The 19,712-nt window shown below is 45.0% G+C and carries 16 protein-coding genes and 2 pseudogenes; 4 read left to right on the forward strand and 14 right to left on the reverse strand.

What is annotated here, in order from left to right:
• Positions 1-10: 10 nt before the first annotated feature.
• From ACL6C3_RS05420 to petB, 7 genes and pseudogenes are all read right to left on the reverse strand, one after another.
• A complete protein-coding gene (locus tag ACL6C3_RS05420; RefSeq protein WP_413166011.1) occupies positions 11-1,180 on the reverse strand; it encodes a glycosyltransferase family 4 protein in 1,170 nt (389 codons plus the stop codon).
• Between the two features lie 154 nt (positions 1,181-1,334).
• Complete coding sequence (locus ACL6C3_RS05425; RefSeq protein ID WP_413168267.1) at positions 1,335-1,796, reverse strand: photosystem I reaction center subunit XI; 462 nt, start codon at positions 1,794-1,796, stop codon at positions 1,335-1,337.
• Positions 1,797-2,781 (reverse strand): annotated as a pseudogene (locus ACL6C3_RS05430) (chlorophyll a/b binding light-harvesting protein); the annotation flags it as partial.
• Positions 2,781-3,764: pseudogene (locus tag ACL6C3_RS05435) on the reverse strand (chlorophyll a/b binding light-harvesting protein); the annotation flags it as partial. The pseudogenes ACL6C3_RS05430 and ACL6C3_RS05435, both read right to left, overlap by 1 nt.
• Complete coding sequence (locus tag ACL6C3_RS05440; protein WP_413166013.1) at positions 3,764-4,831, reverse strand: chlorophyll a/b binding light-harvesting protein; 1,068 nt, start codon at positions 4,829-4,831, stop codon at positions 3,764-3,766. The pseudogene ACL6C3_RS05435 and the gene ACL6C3_RS05440, both read right to left, overlap by 1 nt.
• 354 nt (positions 4,832-5,185) lie before the next feature.
• On the reverse strand, positions 5,186-5,668 hold the full coding sequence (gene petD / locus ACL6C3_RS05445; protein ID WP_413166014.1) for a cytochrome b6-f complex subunit IV: 483 nt from the start codon (positions 5,666-5,668) through the stop codon (positions 5,186-5,188).
• Between the two features lie 102 nt (positions 5,669-5,770).
• On the reverse strand, positions 5,771-6,439 hold the full coding sequence (gene petB / locus ACL6C3_RS05450) for a cytochrome b6 (protein WP_413166015.1): 669 nt from the start codon (positions 6,437-6,439) through the stop codon (positions 5,771-5,773).
• Between the two features lie 494 nt (positions 6,440-6,933).
• On the opposite strand from petB, the gene ctpA reads away from it, so the two are divergent.
• Complete coding sequence (gene ctpA / locus ACL6C3_RS05455) at positions 6,934-8,172, forward strand: carboxyl-terminal processing protease CtpA (protein ID WP_413166017.1); 1,239 nt, start codon at positions 6,934-6,936, stop codon at positions 8,170-8,172.
• 170 nt (positions 8,173-8,342) lie between these two features.
• Here ctpA and ACL6C3_RS05460 read toward each other — a convergent pair whose 3' ends face one another.
• Entirely contained in the window at positions 8,343-8,783 is a 441-nt protein-coding gene (locus ACL6C3_RS05460) for a hypothetical protein (protein WP_413166019.1), read from the reverse strand.
• 312 nt (positions 8,784-9,095) lie between these two features.
• Positions 9,096-9,191 carry a photosystem I reaction center subunit XII gene (gene psaM, locus ACL6C3_RS05465; protein WP_413166020.1) on the reverse strand — a complete coding sequence of 32 codons (96 nt, stop codon included), beginning with the start codon at positions 9,189-9,191 and terminating at the stop codon, positions 9,096-9,098.
• A gap of 315 nt (positions 9,192-9,506) precedes the next feature.
• Between psaM and ACL6C3_RS05470 the strand changes: the two genes are divergently transcribed.
• The gene (locus ACL6C3_RS05470; RefSeq protein ID WP_413166022.1) at positions 9,507-10,199 is read left to right on the forward strand and encodes a TerC family protein; all 693 of its coding nucleotides are present in this window, start codon (positions 9,507-9,509) and stop codon (positions 10,197-10,199) included.
• 144 nt (positions 10,200-10,343) lie between these two features.
• Here ACL6C3_RS05470 and ndk read toward each other — a convergent pair whose 3' ends face one another.
• Positions 10,344-10,793 carry a nucleoside-diphosphate kinase gene (gene ndk / locus ACL6C3_RS05475; protein ID WP_413166023.1) on the reverse strand — a complete coding sequence of 150 codons (450 nt, stop codon included), beginning with the start codon at positions 10,791-10,793 and terminating at the stop codon, positions 10,344-10,346.
• Between the two features lie 175 nt (positions 10,794-10,968).
• On the opposite strand from ndk, the gene speA reads away from it, so the two are divergent.
• Positions 10,969-12,993 carry a biosynthetic arginine decarboxylase gene (speA, locus tag ACL6C3_RS05480; protein WP_413166025.1) on the forward strand — a complete coding sequence of 675 codons (2,025 nt, stop codon included), beginning with the start codon at positions 10,969-10,971 and terminating at the stop codon, positions 12,991-12,993.
• 395 nt (positions 12,994-13,388) lie between these two features.
• On the opposite strand, the gene ACL6C3_RS05485 is transcribed toward speA, so the two are convergent.
• On the reverse strand, positions 13,389-14,981 hold the full coding sequence (locus tag ACL6C3_RS05485; RefSeq protein WP_413166026.1) for a bifunctional metallophosphatase/5'-nucleotidase: 1,593 nt from the start codon (positions 14,979-14,981) through the stop codon (positions 13,389-13,391).
• A gap of 144 nt (positions 14,982-15,125) precedes the next feature.
• Positions 15,126-15,485 carry a DUF4926 domain-containing protein gene (locus ACL6C3_RS05490; protein ID WP_413166028.1) on the reverse strand — a complete coding sequence of 120 codons (360 nt, stop codon included), beginning with the start codon at positions 15,483-15,485 and terminating at the stop codon, positions 15,126-15,128.
• Between the two features lie 378 nt (positions 15,486-15,863).
• On the opposite strand from ACL6C3_RS05490, the gene ACL6C3_RS05495 reads away from it, so the two are divergent.
• A complete protein-coding gene (locus ACL6C3_RS05495; protein WP_413166030.1) occupies positions 15,864-16,703 on the forward strand; it encodes a cyclase family protein in 840 nt (279 codons plus the stop codon).
• A 328-nt stretch (positions 16,704-17,031) separates the two neighbouring features.
• Here the strand turns inward: ACL6C3_RS05495 and ACL6C3_RS05500 are convergent, their stop codons facing one another.
• Both ACL6C3_RS05500 and pdhA read right to left on the reverse strand, forming a co-directional pair.
• Complete coding sequence (locus ACL6C3_RS05500) at positions 17,032-17,862, reverse strand: hypothetical protein (protein ID WP_413166032.1); 831 nt, start codon at positions 17,860-17,862, stop codon at positions 17,032-17,034.
• Positions 17,863-18,217: 355 nt separating this feature from the next.
• A complete protein-coding gene (pdhA, locus tag ACL6C3_RS05505; protein WP_413166034.1) occupies positions 18,218-19,258 on the reverse strand; it encodes a pyruvate dehydrogenase (acetyl-transferring) E1 component subunit alpha in 1,041 nt (346 codons plus the stop codon).
• Between the last annotated feature and the right edge of the window lie 454 nt (positions 19,259-19,712).

Below are 19,712 nucleotides of genomic sequence, written 5' to 3' on the forward strand. Positions count from 1 at the left end.
TCCCTTTGTTCTATGATACTACCGAGCAATCGAGCAGTTTTTGGAGTTGCACCCGAAAAGCATCTTGACCAAACTCAGCCAAACTTTGTTGTCGCAACCATTGACCCTGACAACGTTGGTCATTCCCTTGCAAAATTTCAATCGTTGCTTTGGCGACCGCATCGGGATCTCGGTGAGGCACTTGCCATCCCAACTTCCCATCTTGTACGGGGTCAGCCGAACCATCCGCATCACCAGACAAAACCGGAATGCCACAAGCCATAGCTTCTAAGTACACGATACCAAATCCTTCTTGAGATGGCATGATATAGGCATCGGCAACCCGATAATGTTCGACCAAATCTTCTGTCGGAACAAATCCCGCAAACACCACTCGATCCGCAACACCCAATTCTTGGGCTAAATTGGCTAAACGGGGTTGATCGTCTCCCCGTCCGATGACCAAATATTTAACATTGGGAACGGCTTGGGAAATTTGGGGTAAGGCTCTAATGGTAACATCGACGCCTTTGTAAATATCGCCCGACCACAAACGAGCAACGGTCATTAAGACTTTAGAATTTTGTAGATTGTATCGTTCGATCAGGTTTTGGGGTTTTTCACCGGGAGTAAAGCGATTTCCATCCACCATACAGGGTAACAGTCGAAATTGTTCCGGGTTTAACTGATTGGCTTGGCAGGCTTTATCTCGACTGTAGCGGCTAATGGTCCAAATTTGGTCCGCCTGTTGCAAGGCGTGGCGATATTTTGGGGGGAGGGGTTGCCAGACTTCTTTTCCGTAGGTGAGGACGGTGTAGGGGACTCCCAAGGGTTTACAGGTCAGTTGGACCAAGTGTGCTAAATTGATATGACCGCAAAAGACCCGTTGAGGACGGTGTTGGAGCAAACAACTCAGCAGGGTGTAAGCGAGTCGAAGCCGTCCGAAAGCGGGGGGTTTGGTTTGCAGATAGTGAAACTTAATGGCGCTGTTTTCGTAAGGGTTAGGACATCCGGGAGCGTCTCGCAACAGTAAGATTTCACTGCTAAACTCTTTTGGGCCGCGAAACTTTGCTCCGGGTTCGATCAGATCTATATAAGCATCTAAAATATCTTTAACGTAGGATTGAATGCCTCCCTCACAGGAGAAAATCTCTAGGAAGCACCACAGGAACGGGGGATTGGGATCGGTTTTCTTGTCCAAGTTGTTTAACGAATTTGGGAGTACAACTCTTTCTATACTAAACCGCCAATCAAAGACGTGGCTTTCCCCCCAACCTGCAAATCTTGAGGAGAGGGGATGTAGCCACGTTTTGTTGAGAAAACTTAAACTTCTAGAACTTCAAGGTTTAGTTCTCCTAACTGACAAAACCTTTGACTAAAGTCTGGAAAACCTCCATATTTTCCAAGAGGAAGTACACAAAAAACGCACCGCTGGCACCTCCAATTAAGAAACTTCCTCGAAATAAACTCCAATCTTCCGGGGTTTTCAGCCAGTAGAAACGGTTTTCAGAATCTGAGGTTGTGGGTTTATAGGTCGATAAAGCGATCGCAATTCCCCCAATCAGCGCTAGAGTTAGCAACAGAGCCAACTTGATTTGAGGCTGAGTTGACCCGCTCCAGGCAATAAACGGTCCGATTAAGAAATACCCGTGAGCCAAACCAATTTCTAAGCCGCGAAAAGCGGGTGAAATCTTCTGACGGTAAATCGGTAAATTCCTCAGAAACAGTAGAGTAAAATCCCGTTCATCCACTTGTCCGGTCATTTGATTTTCCTCAAGTTCGCGCTTTTCTAAAGTCACAAACTTACCTTGATTCATCTTAAAACCGGCCGCTTGAGTTCGGACTCGAATGGCGTGCCACAGATGACCGAATAAAAACAACAGCGCCAACACAAAATGAGATGTGGCCAACCAAGTTCGGGCGGTAACAATACCCGTTTCTGTTGTTGATAACCCCGCTCGATCCGTAAAATACGGTGGGGTAAACGGTATCATTGACGGTGACAAAATAAGCCGCCAAGAAACCCATGTAAGCCAAAGCGCCGAGACTGTAGGATAGATAAGCTTCCCCCGACCAGAAAAACAACTGTTGCGTCCACTGACGGGGTTTTGTATTCAGATGCCAAATTCCGCCGCCAATTAAAATTAACCCGACGTAAAGATGACCGCCGATGACATCTTCTAAGTTATCAACCGCAGCCATTCCTTCGGCACCTTTTGCGCCGACTAAATAGCCAAAAATAGTCGCCGGGTTTAACGTCGGTTCGCTGACAATTCGCACAGACTCAACGGTTGGGTCATACAACCCGCCCACAAACATGGCTTTAGCAACCAACAGCAGCGCACCGCAGCCCAACAAAATCAGATGAATGCCAATAATGCTGGTCATTTTATCTTGGTCGCGCCAGTCGTATCCAAAGAAACCGGAGAAGGTATTATTTTCGGGTAAAACCTCCGGCCCCAACAGGGCGTGATAAATTCCTCCCGCACCCAATACAGCCGAACTGACCAAATGCAAAACCCCAATCACAAAATAGGGGTAGGTATTGACAATTTCTCCGCCGTCTGCCACACCAATTCCCAAAGTTGCCAAATGGGGAAGCAAAATTAACCCTTGGCTGTAGAGCGGTTCGGCCGGATTATACTGAGACAGTTCAAACAGGGTGTAAGCGCCGGCCCAAAATACAATTAACGCAGCCTGGGCAATATGAGCGCCCAACAATTTCCCCGAAAGATTCGTCAGTCGGGCATTTCCCGCCCACCAATTATACTTTTGAGGTGAAATAGAAGAAATCGCAGTCATCGGTAGTCCACTCCCAACGCATCAGCGGTCCGAACTCGAATAGCGTGCCAAATGTGACCCATTAACAGCAACGCCGATAAAATAAAGTGAGCGATAGCCAACCAAGTCCGAGAACTGGCAACGCCGACTTCTGACGCCCAACCTAACGGCCCGTAAAATACCTCTGGATAGACGGTGTTGTTGAACGTTACAAAATAACCCGCCAAAAAACCCATATAAGCCAAAGCGCCCAAGCTGTAGCAAAGATAGGCTTCTCCCGACCAATAAAGCACCCGTTCAGCCCAAGCAAAGGGTTTGGTGAACAGGTGCCAAAACCCGCCGAGAATACAAATCAAGCCAACCCAGATATGACCGCCAACGACATCTTCTAAGTTGTTCACCGCAGCCATGCCTTTTGACCCCTGCAACCCAAACAAGTAGCTGAAGATTTTGGCAGGATTTAAGGTTGGGTCTGTAATCACCCGCACGTTTTCCACCGCAGGGTCGTACAACCCGCCCCAAAATAACGCTTTGGCGACGAGCAACCAGGCCCCCAATCCCAACAAGAGCAGGTGAATGCCCAGAATACTGGTCATCTTGCGTTTATCTTGCCAGTCGTAGCCAAAGAACCCAAAAAAGGTATTATCGATGGGCAGAATATCCGGGCCAAGCAGGGCGTGATAAATTCCTCCCGCCCCCAACACCGCAGAACTAATCAGGTGTACCACCCCAATCACAAAATAGGGGTAGGTATCAACAATTTCTCCGCCGTCTGCCACACCAATTCCCAAACTCGCCAGGTGGGGAAGTAAAATTAATCCCTGTTCGTACATCGGCAAACTGGGGTCAAATTTTGACAGTTCAAACAGGGTCATTGCTCCGGCCCACAGGACGATTAAACCGGCATGGGCAACGTGGGCGCCGAGGAGTTTGCCGGAAAGGTTGGTAAAGCGAGCGTTTCCGGCCAACCAGTCATATTGTTTTTGGACAATTGCAACGGTCATTATGCGACCTCCTTGACTTGACTGTTACCTTCTCGAATCAGGTCTTGAATGCGCTTACCCGTGCGGAAGTCAAAACCTGCCGCCCGCAAAGCGTGGAAGATATGACCTTGGAGGAAGAAAAAGCCCAACCAAAACTGGGTATTGGCTAACCAAACTCGACTGGTTAGGACTCCGCCCTCGCCTCGGAAGAAGGGAAATTGTTCGATACCGATGTTTAAGGTGGGTCCGTAGAATTCAACGGGATAGGCAAGGGTGTTGACGGAAACAAATAAAGCGGCAACAAAGGACATTAACGCCACCGCACCGATACTGTAGGAGAGATAGGCTTCTCCCGACCAAATCAACAGGCGTTTTGTCCAGGCAAAGGGTTCGGTGAGAATGTGCCAGAAGCCGCCAACAATGCAGATACTACCAATCCAAATATGACCGCCTACCAGGTCTTCTAGGTTGTCAACGGCAGCTAACCAATATTTCCCACCTGCGCCAAAGAGATAACCGAAAATTACCGCAGGATTTAATGTGGGATTGGACACAACTCGAACGTCGCCAATTGTGCTATCGTACAGACCATCAAAAAACATAGCTTTGGCTACCAACAACAGCGCACCACCCCCCAGTAGTAGGAGGTGAATGCCGATGATGGTAGTCATTTTTCTGGCATCTTCCCACTGGTAGCCGAAGAATGAGTATTTCTGTTCGAGAATGGCAGGCCCTTTAACGGAATGGAAAATACCGCCGAACCCCAGAAAAGCAGAACTAATTAGGTGCAACGCCCCAATCACAAAGTAGGGATGGGTGTTGACAATTTCGCCCCCGGCTCCCACTCCCCAACCCAAACTCGCCAGGTTGGGCAGCAATATTAATCCCTGTTCGTACATGGGTAAGTTCGGGTTAAATCGGGAGAGTTCAAACAGGGTGTAGGCCCCGGCCCAAAAGACAATTAAACCCGCGTGGGCAACGTGGGCGCCGAGCAAACGCCCCGATAAATTGGCGAGCCGTCCGTTTCCGGCCCACCAGGGAAAGGATTCTCCTTCTGCGGGGAAGGATTGAGTCACGATACTCGTCATGCAATCTCCTTTGTTGAGTAATTACTCCTGTTTCGGAGCTTGTTGACATAAATTATCAACTGTGATTACAATAAAGTCAAGCTTCTGAAGCTTCTGTTTGATCCGCAACAGTTTTACATTTTTTTAGAATTTGGCGATTATGCTTGGGATATTTATCATTTTTTTTGATCGTCTCATCCCAAGTTTTGTTGAATTTGAGTAAAATTGCAGGTTATCAATTGATATTTAATCTCATTTACTGGAGGCTAAAAATATTGATACCTGTGGTAGTTTCAATAATAGACTCAGATTCAGCCTATTTTGAAACCCACAGGTATCTGATTGGTTAGAAGATATTGATTATCGGGTTAAAGTTTAGAACAGGCCCAAGGTGAGGGACTTATCAATCGGGAAAGTCGCTCCGATACCTAACCACAGGGTGGCAATGGTTCCAAATAAGAAAATAGCAGTCGCTACGGGACGACGGAAGGGGTTTTGAAACTTGTTAACGCTTTCGATGAAAGGAACAAGAATTAAACCGAGAGGAATCGCAGACATCAAGGCAATTCCTAAGAGTTTGTTGGGAACAACCCGCAACATTTGGAACGAAGGCCACAGATACCACTCGGGGAGGATTTCTAAGGGAGTGGCGAAGGGATCGGCCGGTTCGCCGACCATAGCCGGGTCAAGTACCGCCAAACCGACAACCAGGGCGAAGGTTCCCACAATTACCACCGGGAAAGTGTACAGCAGGTCATTCGGCCATGCCGGTTCACCGTAGTAATTATGACCCATGCCCTTGGCAAGTTTCTCGCGCAATACGGGATCGCTCAGATCCGGTTTCTTTAATGTTGACATCGTTATACTTAGTCTCCTTTCTCAATTAGGTCGGTCGTTAACGGTTCTAATTATGGTTTTGACTGAAGGCGATTTATGTAGCACAAACTACACAGATTCGACTTACAAAGGACCGGAGATCCCTTGCTTACGAATCATCAAGAAGTGCATCAACATGAACACGGCAATCAGCCAAGGCAATACAAAAGTATGTAAGGTGTAGAAGCGGCTTAAAGTTGCTTGTCCAACCGCCGAACCTCCGCGCATCAATTCAACCAAAGTTGAACCGACAACGGGAATTGCTTCGGGAACACCCGATACGATTTTAACAGCCCAGTATCCAACTTGGTCCCAGGGCAGAGAGTATCCCGTTACCCCAAAGGAAACGGTGATCACCGCCAAAACCACGCCTGTAACCCAGGTGAGTTCGCGAGGCTTCTTGAAACCGCCGGTGAGGTACACGCGGAAAACGTGCAGAATCATCATCAGCACCATCATACTGGCAGACCAGCGGTGGATGGAGCGAATCAGCCAACCGAAGTTGACCTCGGTCATAATGTACTGTACAGAAGTAAAAGCTTCTGTTACCGTCGGTCTGTAGTAGAACGTCATGGCGAATCCAGTGGCAAACTGGATCAAGAAGCAAACCAGTGTGATTCCGCCCAAACAATAGAAAATATTGACATGGGGAGGAACGTACTTGCTGGTAATATCATCAGCGATCGCCTGAACTTCCAGACGTTCGTTAAACCACTGAAATGCTTTTGATTCTTCTATTTCCTTTGAAAACATGAAGCTAGAATTCCTAAAGATGAATTGCTGTCTGGGTTGGGTGCAAAAGAGCCAATTTCAGATTGATTCAAGCTTAAGGCTTGTTTCCATCTAGCACTACCATCAAACAGGGGCTTTTTGGCTCTATAGAATTGCTCTAGTTGACTTTTTACTCCCAATCGATCTTCTAAGCTAGCACGAAAACTCTTAGCTTTGAGAATCTTAGGAGTGATCTTCAGTGTACAAGATTAACTGAGATTGGGGTACAACTCAGCCGCGATTTGACAAGCAGATTCTTGTTTCTTTTCTGCCTATCATTCAAAAATGTAACATAGCTTTAACTATAATTTCACAAAACCTGGGGGAATCAAGTGGACTTCATCGGGGGGTGATTTACCATATAGACTCAGCCTGTAACGTCTGTGCATCATTGACGGTGAGGCGATAGAGCCACTTGCCCCCGTCGGCGACAGCAGGTTGCTGACAAAGTTAGGAAAACCTTAAAATTAGGCGATATGCACAAAAGAGTTTTTCAGATTGTACTGGTTATCGTTCTGCAACTGACCTTGATGATCGCGGGACCGACCGCCCCGGCTTCGGCCTTTACAGAGGAACAAAAGCTCGTCAGCGAAACCTGGCGGATTGTCAACCGAGCTTATTTGGATGAAACCTTTAACCATCAAAACTGGTGGTTTATCCGCGAAAAAGCCATCCGCCAACCCTTAAAAGATCGAGAAGAAGCTTACGAGGCGATCGAGAAAATGCTGGCCAGCTTGGACGATCCTTTTACTCGGTTGCTCAAACCCAATCAGTACCGCAGCTTACAGGTGAGTACCTCTGGAGAACTTACGGGTGTAGGATTGCAAATTGCCCTCGATGCCCAAACCGGACAGCTAACGGTTGTCGCCCCCATAGATGGGTCTCCGGCGGCCGAAGCGGGGATTCAACCTCGCGATCGCATTCTGAAAATCGATCGCTTTTCGACGGCAGATTTGACCCTCGATGAAGCCGCCACCCAGATGCGGGGGCCAATGGGTTCGACGGTAACGTTAACGGTTCAACGCTTTGACAGCAAAGCCATCGAGGAGATTGAACTGGTCCGCGCGCGCATTGCTTTAAATCCGGTCTTTGCTGAACTGCGATCGCAGCCGTCTGTAGCTCCCATTGGTTATATTCGCCTCAGTCAGTTTAGCGCCAACGCAACCGAAGAAGTCACCCATGCCATTGAAACTCTCGAAAGCCAGGGGGCGAAAGCTTATATTCTCGATCTGCGAAACAATCCCGGCGGACTCTTGCAAGCGGGGGTGGAAATTGCCCGACTGTGGCTTGATGAGGGAACGATTGTCTACACTGTTAACCGTCAAGGTGTTTTGGGAAGTTTTGATGCTGCCGATTCGGCTTTAACCCGAGCGCCTTTGGTGGTTTTAGTTAACCAGGGAACCGCCAGCGCCAGTGAAATTCTCGCCGGTGCCTTGCAGGATAACCTTCGCGCCCAACTGGTGGGTGAAAAAACCTTTGGTAAAGGGCTAATTCAGTCGTTATTTGATTTGTCGGATGGTTCGGGACTGGCGGTGACGGTTGCCAAGTACGAAACCCCAAATCATCACGATATCAATAAACTCGGGATTAAACCGGATCTGATCGTTCCCACCAAAACTTTAACTCGAAGCCAAATTGCCACCGAAGCCGATCCTCAGTATCAAGCGGCGGTGCAATTGCTGGTTTCTCAGTTTGCCCTGGCAGATGCCGCATAAGGCGATCTTAAGAACGGCTCGGGACTGTTTGATTCTCGCTCAAAAATTGTCCCGGCTGACGGGGTAAAGGGCTGTGCGTGGTGATGGGAGTCGTAGGGTTTTGATGAAAAATAGTTTTTTATTGATCAATACAAATTCTCGCCTATTCCCGCACTTCCCCACCTTTGTGTCTAGTTCCAGCCGACATATTCTTGAGAATCAGACGACTCCGCATCGTCGGTGCTGGCATAGTCTTCGAGCCAAATCACTTGTCGCTGTCCGGGTGCGATTCGATTGCTGTATTCTTGCATGATACTGGCTGTTTGTTGCGGATCGAAATGACGGTTGAAATCAGCCTGTTCAGATGCAACTCGCTCTCGGGTCAGGTTCACTTCCGATTGGATCTGACTCAGCTTTTCTTCGGTGGAACGATAGTGAGGCCAAATTTGGACTAACGCCGAAAGCACACAAGCCGACAGCAGGACGTTGGTTGCCAATTTGATACTCACTTCAAAAGCGATCGCCCCGTGACGCTGAGAGCGACGCTGTTGTACGGCTTGAGGATTGGGACGATGGCGGGGTTTGAGTTGAGGCTGATGAACTCGTCGAGTAACGGGCTGAATCGCTTGCATATTCTTTCTCTATAACAGTATAAATTTTTACAGGCTTCTCCAGGTCAATCTCTGGAAACTTTAATACCAGTTAAGCATACCAGTCTTTACAGTCACCAGTCACGACTGATAACTGCCTCTTGTCTTGCATAGAGAAACTGTCCCAACCGTTAAACCCGATGAGCTTGACCTGAAGCAACTGTTTATATAGTTTTTATACAGGTCTACTTGGGTTTAACAGCAAGAACAGCTTAATCTCTGTATTTTTCAAGGCTGAAGCTGGAAAGGAGTCCAGTTCCGGCCTTTCATCTCGGGGATATCAATTGACGAAACTTACTTATACAGTTCTGTTGCCAAGCGGAAAGCCATAATTCCCGGCAACAAAGCAACGACCAAAGCAACCAGCACTTGAGTATCTGATAAAGACATCGTTACAAAACTCCTTGATCTAATTGTCGATTGTTCACAAATTTCAGCCATCTTGAGCCTTTTGGGAAGAGTTTGTAACAAGTTTAAACAAATCACCCGATCAACCCAACCCACTCCCCCAAATTTTTAGGAATTTACGTTAAGATTATTGAAGCCTATTCTCATCTGTCTCGGGTAGATGGACAAGGTGCATCTTCGGCGAGTTCAAAATTTTTTCAGTCCCAACCTGGGAAAAAAGTGACAGCTTCTGAAGTGGTCTAAGTCTACCCCTGGTCAAAAAAAATACATAGTATCATAGAATTAATAACATCGTAAATGTGGGATCAAGTGTTAGAACTTTCTTCGCCTCAAGTGGGCTTTAACGTGTTGTTTTTGCTCGTCATTCTGGTTGCTCTTGAGGCTGTGCTATCGGCGGATAATGCCATTGCACTGGCTTCAATTGCGAAAAGCTTGGAAGACAAAAGACTACAACGCAAAGCCCTGAACATCGGTTTAATCTTGGCTTTTGGACTGCGAATAGCTCTGATCATTGCTGCCACTTGGGTAATCCAATTTTGGCAGTTTGAGCTAATTGGAGCCTTGTATTTGTTGTGGCTGGTGTTTCAATACTTTACCTCAAAAGAAGACGATGAGGACTCCGCAAGTGGCCAACGCTTCTCGTCACTGTGGCAAGTCATCCCCATGATCGCCATGACCGACTTAGCTTTTTCCCTCGATAGTGTGACCGCCGCGATCGCCGTTGCCGATGAAACCTGGTTAGTGATCGTTGGTGCAAGTTTGGGTATTATTGCGTTAAGATTTCTAGCCGGATTATTTATCCGCTGGTTACAAGAATACACCCATTTAGAAACCGCCGGTTATGTGACCGTTGGTTTAGTCGGAATGCGAATGTTATTGCGGGTGATTAACCCCGAATATATTCCCCCAGAATGGTTTCTGATCGTGATGACGGTGGGGTTATTTGTTTGGGGATTTTCCGAGCGCCGAGTCTCTCAAAAGTTTGACTAGGTTTCAAGTGTAGAGAGAACAGCGATTTTATTTAGGGGAAACAAGGAATTGAGAAAGCAACTCGTTGGGTACTAATAAGGTATAAAATTGTTAGTCTCAGAAAACACCCTTTTCAATTCCCCACTTCCCCTAATTATTTTTTGATTACTCAACCAGCCAAGACATAATACTCGGTTCCCAAGCGCTGAGTTCTTCTTCTTTGAACCACAGGCTGATCTCCCGTTGGGCTGTCTCGACGGCATCCGAACCATGAATCAGGTTGCGACCAATACTTACAGCAAAGTCACCCCGAATGGTACCGGGTTCTGCGGTTAGCGGGTTGGTAGCACCTATCATTTTACGAGCCGACGCGACTACACCATCACCTTCCCAAACCATCGCCACGAGAGGGCCAGAGGTGATAAACTTCACAAGACCGTCAAAAAAGGGCTTCCCTTTGTGAACGTCATAGTGGTTTTCGGCCAGTTCCCGACTAACACTCATCAGCTTCAAACCAACAAGGGTAAATCCTTTGTCTTCAAAGCGGCTAATCACTTCACCCACTAGGCGGCGTTGAACGCCATCGGGCTTGATTGCGATAAATGTGCGTTCCAAACCAGTCTCCTCAAATTTGCTTCTTACCTACATCATCCAGATTAACCCGATCGGGGTCGTTTGTTTGCAGTAGATTGGCGGGGGACGGTGGAAAGATCGCCTCTGTTTATCCCTCAACGTCCGCTCATCGCGCTAAACTGTTTAATCGAGGCTCACAGCAAGGATCGCAAATAACATGGAGTTGCAATCTGTTCACCCCGAAGTTCAATCGGAAAAATCATCTTCGTCTGGAAAATCTAATTCGACTTCTGCCGATACTAACCCGACTTTCCCTTCTACTGAAAAATCTTGGACGATAGAAGACAGTGAAAACTTGTATCGTATTCTCGGGTGGGGTGAGCCTTATTTTGCCATTAATTCCGCCGGTCATGTAACCGTTTCTCCCAAAGGCGATCGCGGCGGTTCTTTGGATTTATTTGAACTGGTAGAATCCCTCAAACGACGCAATTTAGGGCTACCTTTATTAATTCGTTTTCCCGATATTCTCGAAGACCGGATCGAACGTTTAAATGCTTGTTTTGCCAAAGCGATCGCCCGCTACAAATACCCTGGAAGTTATCGGGGCGTTTATCCGGTCAAATGCAACCAAGAACGACATTTAATAGAAGATTTAGTTCGCTTCGGTCAGCCGTTTAAATTGGGCTTGGAAGCGGGTTCTAAACCGGAATTATTGATTGCTTTAGCGATGTTGCAAACTCCCGGTTCTCTGCTGATTTGCAATGGCTACAAAGACCGGGAATATATCGAAACGGCAATGTTGGCGCAACGGTTGGGACATACGCCAATTATTGTTATGGAACAACTCGAAGAAGCGGAAATTGCCATTGAAGCCAGCCGTCGTTTAGGGATTCAACCGATTTTAGGAATTCGAGCCAAACTGAGTACAAAAGGCATGGGTCGTTGGTGTGGAACTACGGGCGATCGCGCTAAATTTGGCTTGACAATTCCCGAAATGATTCAAGTGGTTGATGCGTTAAAATCGGCGGGTTTATTAGACTGTTTGCAACTGCTGCATTTTCATATTGGTTCTCAAATTTCTTCGATTAGTGTGATTAAAGATGCCATTCGAGAAGCCAGTCAAATTTATGTTGAACTCTCCCAACTGGGAGCCAATATGAAATATCTGGATGTCGGTGGCGGTTTGGGAATTGATTATGATGGGTCTAAAACCAATTTTCACGCCTCTAAAAACTACAATATGCAAAACTATGCTAATGATATTGTAGCAGAAGTTAAAGAAGCTTGTGAAGAACGAAAAGTATCCGTTCCGACGTTAATTAGCGAAAGCGGACGGGCGCTTGCTTCTCATCAATCTGTTTTGGTTTTTGATGTTCTTGGGAGTAGCGAAGTTCCCCCAAATTCGCCGCCAACTATCACAAAAGATGATCATTTAATTTTAAGAAATTTGGCGGAAACCTATCAATCTATTAAGCCGGATAACTATCAAGAAGCTTATCACGATGCCATCCAGTTTAAAGAAGAAGCCATTAGCTTGTTTAACTTTGGATATCTTCGTTTAAGCGACCGCGCCAAAGTTGAACAACTTTTTTGGTGTTGTTGTCATAAAATACAGAGTATTGTCCGCGTTTCTGAATATGTTCCCGACGATTTGGAAGACCTAGAAAAAATGATGGCTTCCATTTACTACGTGAATTTATCGGTGTTTAAATCAGCACCCGATAGTTGGGCGATTGATCAATTATTTCCGATTATGCCTATTCATCGCTTGGATGAAGAACCCACTCAACGGGGAACTTTAGCCGATTTAACTTGTGATAGCGATGGTAAAATTCATCAGTTTATTGATTTGCGAGATGTTAAATCGGTTTTAGAGTTGCATCCTTTACGGGAAATGGAAGGAACATCTACCCTAAAAAAATCAATCGAACCCTATTATTTAGCCCTATTTTTGGGGGGTGCTTACCAAGAAATTATGGGCAATTTACACAATTTGTTTGGCGATCCTCATGTGATTCATATTAAACTCACTCCCCAAGGTTATCAAGTCGAACACGTTGTTAAAGGGGATACGATGACGGAAGTGTTGAGTTATGTTCAGTATGACGCGGAAGATTTAGTTGAAAATATTCGCCGTCAAGCTGAACTTGCGTTACAACAAAATCAAATAACTCTTGAAGAATCTCAACGGTTATTACAAAATTATGAGACGAGTTTGGGGCGATATACTTATTTGAGTTAATCGGAATTCATCGGGTGGGTAACACCGACAATTAAACCACTCTTTCGGGTGGGTGACAACTTCTAATTGACGGTTAAAATTGTCATGTTTTTGATGTCACCCATTTGACTATTGTGTTTTCTGTTGAGTGGGTGACAATTTCTAATTTTGGGTGAAAATTATCATGTTTTTGATGTCACCCACCCTACTTTTCTGTTGAGTGGGTGACAATTTCTAATTTTGGGTGAAAATTATCATGTTTTTGATGTCACCCACCCTACTTTTCTGTTGAGTGGGTGACAATTTCTAATTTTGGGTGAAAATTATCATGTTTTTGATGTCACCCACCCTACTTTTCTGTTGAGTGGGTGACAATTTCTAATTTTGGGTGAAAATTATCATGTTTTTGATGTCACTCACCCTACTGTTTTTTGGATAATTCTGTTTTCAGCTTGCAGGTTCAAAGGGGATTGATTGCGAATATAATCAATCACAATATCCGACATTAAAAACCCGGTGTCAACTTGATTTTCGCCGTCTTCAAATATGGCGTAACCATCCCCACCATCCATCATAAAATTATTGGTAACAACCCGATAGGTTGCATTCAAATCAAGGGGTTTTTCATTCCTGTTTTCATCCCGAATTTGTACCGAAACAATTCGAGAACCCGCAGGTTCTTTGGGATTCCAAATAAACCGTATTCCCGAAACATGAGGAAAGCTTCCGTCTCCTTCTTCAACTTGGCTAACTCCATGTTCTAACGCCTGTTTAATTTGCGCTCCCGTTAAGTCTAATCGAGTTACAGTATTGCCAAACGGTAACACTTCTAAAACGTGACCAACTGTCACTTCACCTGCGGGAATACTGGCTCGAATTCCACCCCCGTTAACAATCGCAATTTGTCCGTTATCAACCCGCATTTTATCCAAAAGAGCATCGGCAATTAAATTCCCCAAATTGGTTTCTTTGGTGCGAATATTAGCGCGATCGCCGTCTAATTTAACTGCGGTTTTTCCGATAACTTGTTGGCGCAAATTATCCAGGGGTTTTTTAAATTCATCGAGTTGAACAACAAACGCTTCATCTGCTTGAATATTCGCCTCAACCGCATGGGGTGAACCTTCCCAATTGATCGGACGCCCTTTGCTGTCAAAACTCACTTGTAAATCCCCCAAATACTTACCCCATTCCCAATCAGTTACTAATAAAACTGTGTCTCCGTTGGGAGTTTTTTCAACGACAGGATAGGGTTCAGTTGCTCCCGGCATATTGCCCAACGGCGTGTGAGAATGTCCGCCAATAATAATATCAATTCCATCCACTTTACGGGCTAATTCTTTATCGTGGGAAAAGCCCAAATGGGTGAGGGCAATAATTTTATTAACGCCCTGTTTTTCTAACTCGGAAACCGCTTTTTTCGCAGCTTCTACTTTATCGGTAAAAACCACACCTTCTCCCGGACTGGATAACAGAGCCGTTTCTTCTGTGGTTAAGCCGAGAATGCCTATTTTTTGACCGTTGACTTCTTGGATAATCCAAGGTTTAATTAAACCCGACAGAGGAGAGTCAGAAGCGACCTCAATATTCGCGGAAACCATCGGAAATTTTGCTTGTTTGATAAAGTCCGCGAGAACTTGTTGACCTTTATCAAATTCGTGATTTCCAATGGCAACGGCGAGATAATTTAACTGATTATAAAACGGTAAATCCGCTTCGCCCAAGTATTTATTGAAATACAAAGTTCCCTGAAAAATATCCCCCGCATCTAATAATAATGTGGGGGATTTATTTTCACTCCGCAAAGAGTCAATTAAAGTTTTGCGTTGAGCAATACCCCCGAGGGTTGTATCGCCCACTTCCACCGCTTCAAGATGAGCGTGATGATCATTGGTGTGCAGAATTCGCAAACTCAACTCCTGCGGACGAGTTAAAGCAAAATGGACTGCGATACCCATTAACATTGTCCAGAGAAATAGAACAATGAAAGTACGCCGTTTCCATTTCATAAAGCCTCCTGGTTGGTTATTTTTGGTTGGACAGCGTTATGAGTAGATTTTTTCGTTCTGTCATTGCAAAAATCCGGAAGCTTTTTGCATCGAAATCCGAGTGCAGCTTGCTACCGGAGTCCCCGATCAAATTTTATCCTTTTCTTATAAGTCTAGCGGATATTTTTGAGATTGGGATATTTTAGACTGGTCGGTAAATTGCGGGTCATCGGGTGTAATTTTCGGGACTTTATAATCAATATCTTGATAAACGGTTTTTAAATGCTCTTCTTCTGCGGTTTTGTTAATCACTTGGAACTGTTCGGGATAAAGCAAAACGTTCTCGTAGTCAAAGCCTCCGAATGCGGCTTCATCTTGAATCTTTAAGTCAACCCCGTAGGCTTCTTTAGGTCGTTCATAATATTCGGTAACGGTGCCAATTGTTCCTTTGGGAATCAAGCGTTTGCTAAACTTTTCTTGAATATCAACTAGCGTTTCGATTCGATCGTAAATTTTAACTTTCATGCGTTTGGGGTTGCTCAGAATTAATTGAGGTTAGCCGTAAGTTGGCGAAACTTGATTCCCAGGGAAGGAATAAAAGAGGGCGATCGCAATCTCGTCATTTTTGAGGCTAGGTCTATCTTATCCGATTGCGCGATCAACTGCACCTAAATTCTTTAAATTTTCGACCCTTACCCCCTTCGGTTCTCAGACCCAAGTCAACATTCAATAATGGATAATGGATAATTGATAATTGATAACAAACCGGGTTTCTCAGTCTCTTTTAGACCCTTGTTTAATTGCGGTTTGTTTGAGGTTCCCTTTTTAGTTTTTTAGCCCCAAAATCCTGTATTCTTAGAAAGAATTATCAACGGTTTTGTTGTAGACTGAGGAGGGATCGAGTTGAACCGTCTAAAATATATTTTATTGACCCTATTAACTGTATTGCTGGTAACAGTTTCTTTTTCACAAACTGCTCTCGCGGATAAACAACCGACTTTGCAGGAAATCTACCAAGTTCTACAAACCAAAACTTTTGTTGACTTAACCCACAGCTTTGAACCCAATATTCCCCATTGGAAAGGGTTTCCTAACGAAAAAGTTGAAACCGCCTATTGGTATAAAACGGGTGTTGGAACTTTGGGGTCGGGCTTTTTTACTCAACGTTATTCTCTGGTCGGTCAATGGGGAACTCATGCCGATCCACCCGCTCATTTTGTAGAAGGTTTACGGACTTTAGATGAAATCAAGCCACAAGAAATGATTTTACCTCTAGTTGTGATTGATGTACATGAAAAAGTTGTAGAAAATCCCGATTATCGAATTACCCTAGAAGATATTCAAACTTGGGAAATTAAACATGGTAAAATCCCACAAGGGGCGTTTGTGGCAATGCGAACCGATTGGTCAAAGCGCTGGCCAAATGCAGAAGCAATGGCGAATCAAGATGCAAAAGGAATTGCTCACTATCCGGGATGGAGTTTACCTGTCTTAAAATACCTCTACGAAGAGTGTAAAATTACCGCATCGGGTCACGAAACGACCGATACAGATCCGGGTATTGCTATCAGTCGAAATGATTACTCTAACGAAACTTATATTCTCGGTCAAAACCATTATCAAATAGAACTGTTAACGAATTTAGACCAAGTTCCTGAAGCGGGGGCGTTAGTTGTGGTTAGTTTTCCCAAACCCAAAGGCGGATCGGGTTTTCCGGCGAGAGTTTTTGCAATTTTACCTTAATTCATTCTATTAATTATTCTGTAGGGGCGGGTTCTACAAAATCTCTAATACCCATCAGAAATTGAACTAAACCCGCCCAACCCGATAATAGAATAAATTAATCGTGTAGGGGAAGGTTCTAAAAAGATGTATGTTTTCTCATCAGCAACTTTTCTAAACCCGCCCACCGACCAAAAAATTATTAATTTATACTGTTTTGCGATTGCCATAATTTTACCCAAAAAACCCGGTTTCTTCGAGAAACCGGGTTTTTCATCCTTCAACCAAAAAAACCAGCAATTTAATTAATATAAACCGGGTTTTTTATCCTTAAATTAGGTTAAAATAATTAGAATTGCTTTTTATTGCGGCGACGCAACAAAACACCAGAACCAATCACACCCAAACCCAATAACGTCGCAGGAGTTCCGGGTTCGGGAACCTCTTGGGGAGTCTCGATAGAAAATTCTAGGGTCGCTTGACCCAAAGTCGGACCGTCATCACTCGGGTTAAAAGTATCACTTTGGTTAAAACTAATTTGACCAACGGCGCCTTCAAATGTTCCCTCACCGCCAACCAGAGTAATAATACCACCGCCTGCGACCGTGCCTTCGGTGGGGCTGATAATATTAAGAATAGCCTGATCGTTTGCTAGACCGAATAATTTATTATCAGTATTTTCGCCCGAGTATACATCGGAAAATTCTGGACTGGGTAAATTGAGGCTAAAATCGTTTGGATCGGCTCTAAAAATAATCAATTGGCGAACCGGTAAAGGTTCCCCGGTTTCCGGATCGGGAACGGACTCCAATGTGATTGGCAAACCATAGGTATCGGTGGTAAAATTAGTGAATCCAAAGGGAACATCGGGTTCTGTACTCACACCGCTACCGAAAACATCGATAATAGATGGATTGTCTATTATTGGGGAGAAATCCTCCGGTAAAACGGCTCGATATTCCTCAGGTAAATTATCAATTAGCGGTGTAATATCAATTGATTCCGGTATTTCTACGCCCGGTTGAGTCACTTCTAGACTCTCAAAATTGAAGTCGAATACAGTATCATAGGTGATGCTGAAGTCAAACGTCTCTGCGGTTGCTTTGGCGGCATTTAGCCCGAAACTGGCTAACATGGCAATTACAGAAACAATTCCTGTAGTCTGTTGGCGGAAGTTCATTTTTACCCCTTAATCTTAACAAGCTTTCCCTTCAAATTAAAAAGGAACTTAAATTACATCTTCTTATTAATGCTATGGGGTTTTTAGGGAAGAAAACAATCGGATTTATGATTATTCTTTCGGTATTTTTGAGCTTCCTTTAACAGTTTAGCCAGAACAGCAATTTTTGATACAGAACTTGGACGGATCAAGGCAGCGTTCTCGCTGAGAAATCAGCCCGTACCCGAAAACAAGAATTCATCCTTGGGCGTTGGAAGTTGAGGTTCTAAGTTTCCTTGTTATACGGGTGGAAAGATTTTCGATTATCAAACCTTTCCTTCAAGAGAACGCCACCCGATCTTAACCAATTTTGAGTTTATTGATCTTCAGCAAACACAAAACGATAGAGTTCGCTGGGGTCGGGTTCAGAACTCTTTTCAGCAAATTCAACCGCATCATCAACAATGGCTTGAATTTTCTGGTCAATTTCTTTTAATTCCTCAGCATTCGCCAAATTATTTTCAATCAAATAGTTAGCCAACTTTTTGATCGGATCGCGAGAAAACCAGAAATCTTTTTCCTCTTTATCGCGCAGTTCATCAGGGTCAGCCAGAGAATGACCTCTAAAGCGATAAGTCAGCGCTTCAATTAACGTCGGGCCTTCACCGGCACGGGCGCGGGTCACAGCTTCTTTAGCCAACGTATGAACCGCCAAAACATCCATCCCGTCAACCTCATATCCGGGCATTCCAAAAGCCGGACCTTTCTTATAAATTTCCGGATCGGAAGTCGCCCGTTCGTGGGCCATACCGATCGCCCATTTATTATTTTCAACCACAAAAATAATCGGCAGTTTCCACAGCGTCGCCATATTCAAACATTCGTAGAATTGGCCGTTATTGCAGGCGCCATCGCCAAAGAAACAAGCGGTAACTTGATCGGCGCTTTCATCTCCGAGGGCGTCACGGCGATATTTAGTTTGAAAAGCCGCACCCGTAGCGACGGGGATACCCTCAGCCACAAAAGCAAACCCTCCCAGAAGTCGGTGTTGGGCGGAGAACATATGCATCGAACCGCCACGCCCTTTAGAACACCCCGTTTCTTTGCCAAATAATTCCGCCATCACTTCCCGGGCGGGAACCCCTGCACTCAGGGCGTGAACGTGATCGCGATAGGTACTGCACACAAAATCTTCATCGGTACGCATGGCTTTAATAATGCCACTGGAGACCGCCTCCTGACCATTGTAGAGATGCACAAAACCGAACATTTTGCCTCGGTAGTACATCTCAGCGCATTTATCCTCAAACAAGCGGCCTAAAACCATATCTTCGTAGAGGGTTAAGCCTTCAGAGTGAGTAATATTAACGTAATCAGCCTCAAAAGTAGGTAATGTGCGTTCGCGTTCGGAAACCATTATCGTTTTCGTACCTGTGTAGGAATATCTAGAGATCAACCGACCCGTGCCGGACAAAAGAATTAAGACTATTCTAGGCTGGATTGATCAATAATTAATCCGACATCAGCAAACAACTCCCGGTTTCGGAAAACTAAAAACCCCTGAAACTCTTTCCCATTCCCCCTTCCCTGAAAAACTGGTGACTGGTGACGGGTTCGGTGGTGACTGTAAATTCCCTATTCCCAATTTTGACCGACGAGTTTTAGCGCGACAGTGAAAGATTCTGGTACACTAATCGGGTAGCCAAAACAACCAAGAACCCCGGCACTCAGGTTATTATCCATAATCCGGTCAAAGGGCGATGGGTTGTCCACTGGTCGATAAACAAACAAACTCGATAGAGTGTTTCCTAGAAAAACTCCTCATCTGAGACAAACTTCGCTAGTATAGCTACATCAGTCGCTCGCCGTTG

Source organism: Capilliphycus salinus ALCB114379 (assembly GCF_047276495.1).
GTDB lineage: Bacteria > Cyanobacteriota > Cyanobacteriia > Cyanobacteriales > Microcoleaceae > Capilliphycus > Capilliphycus salinus.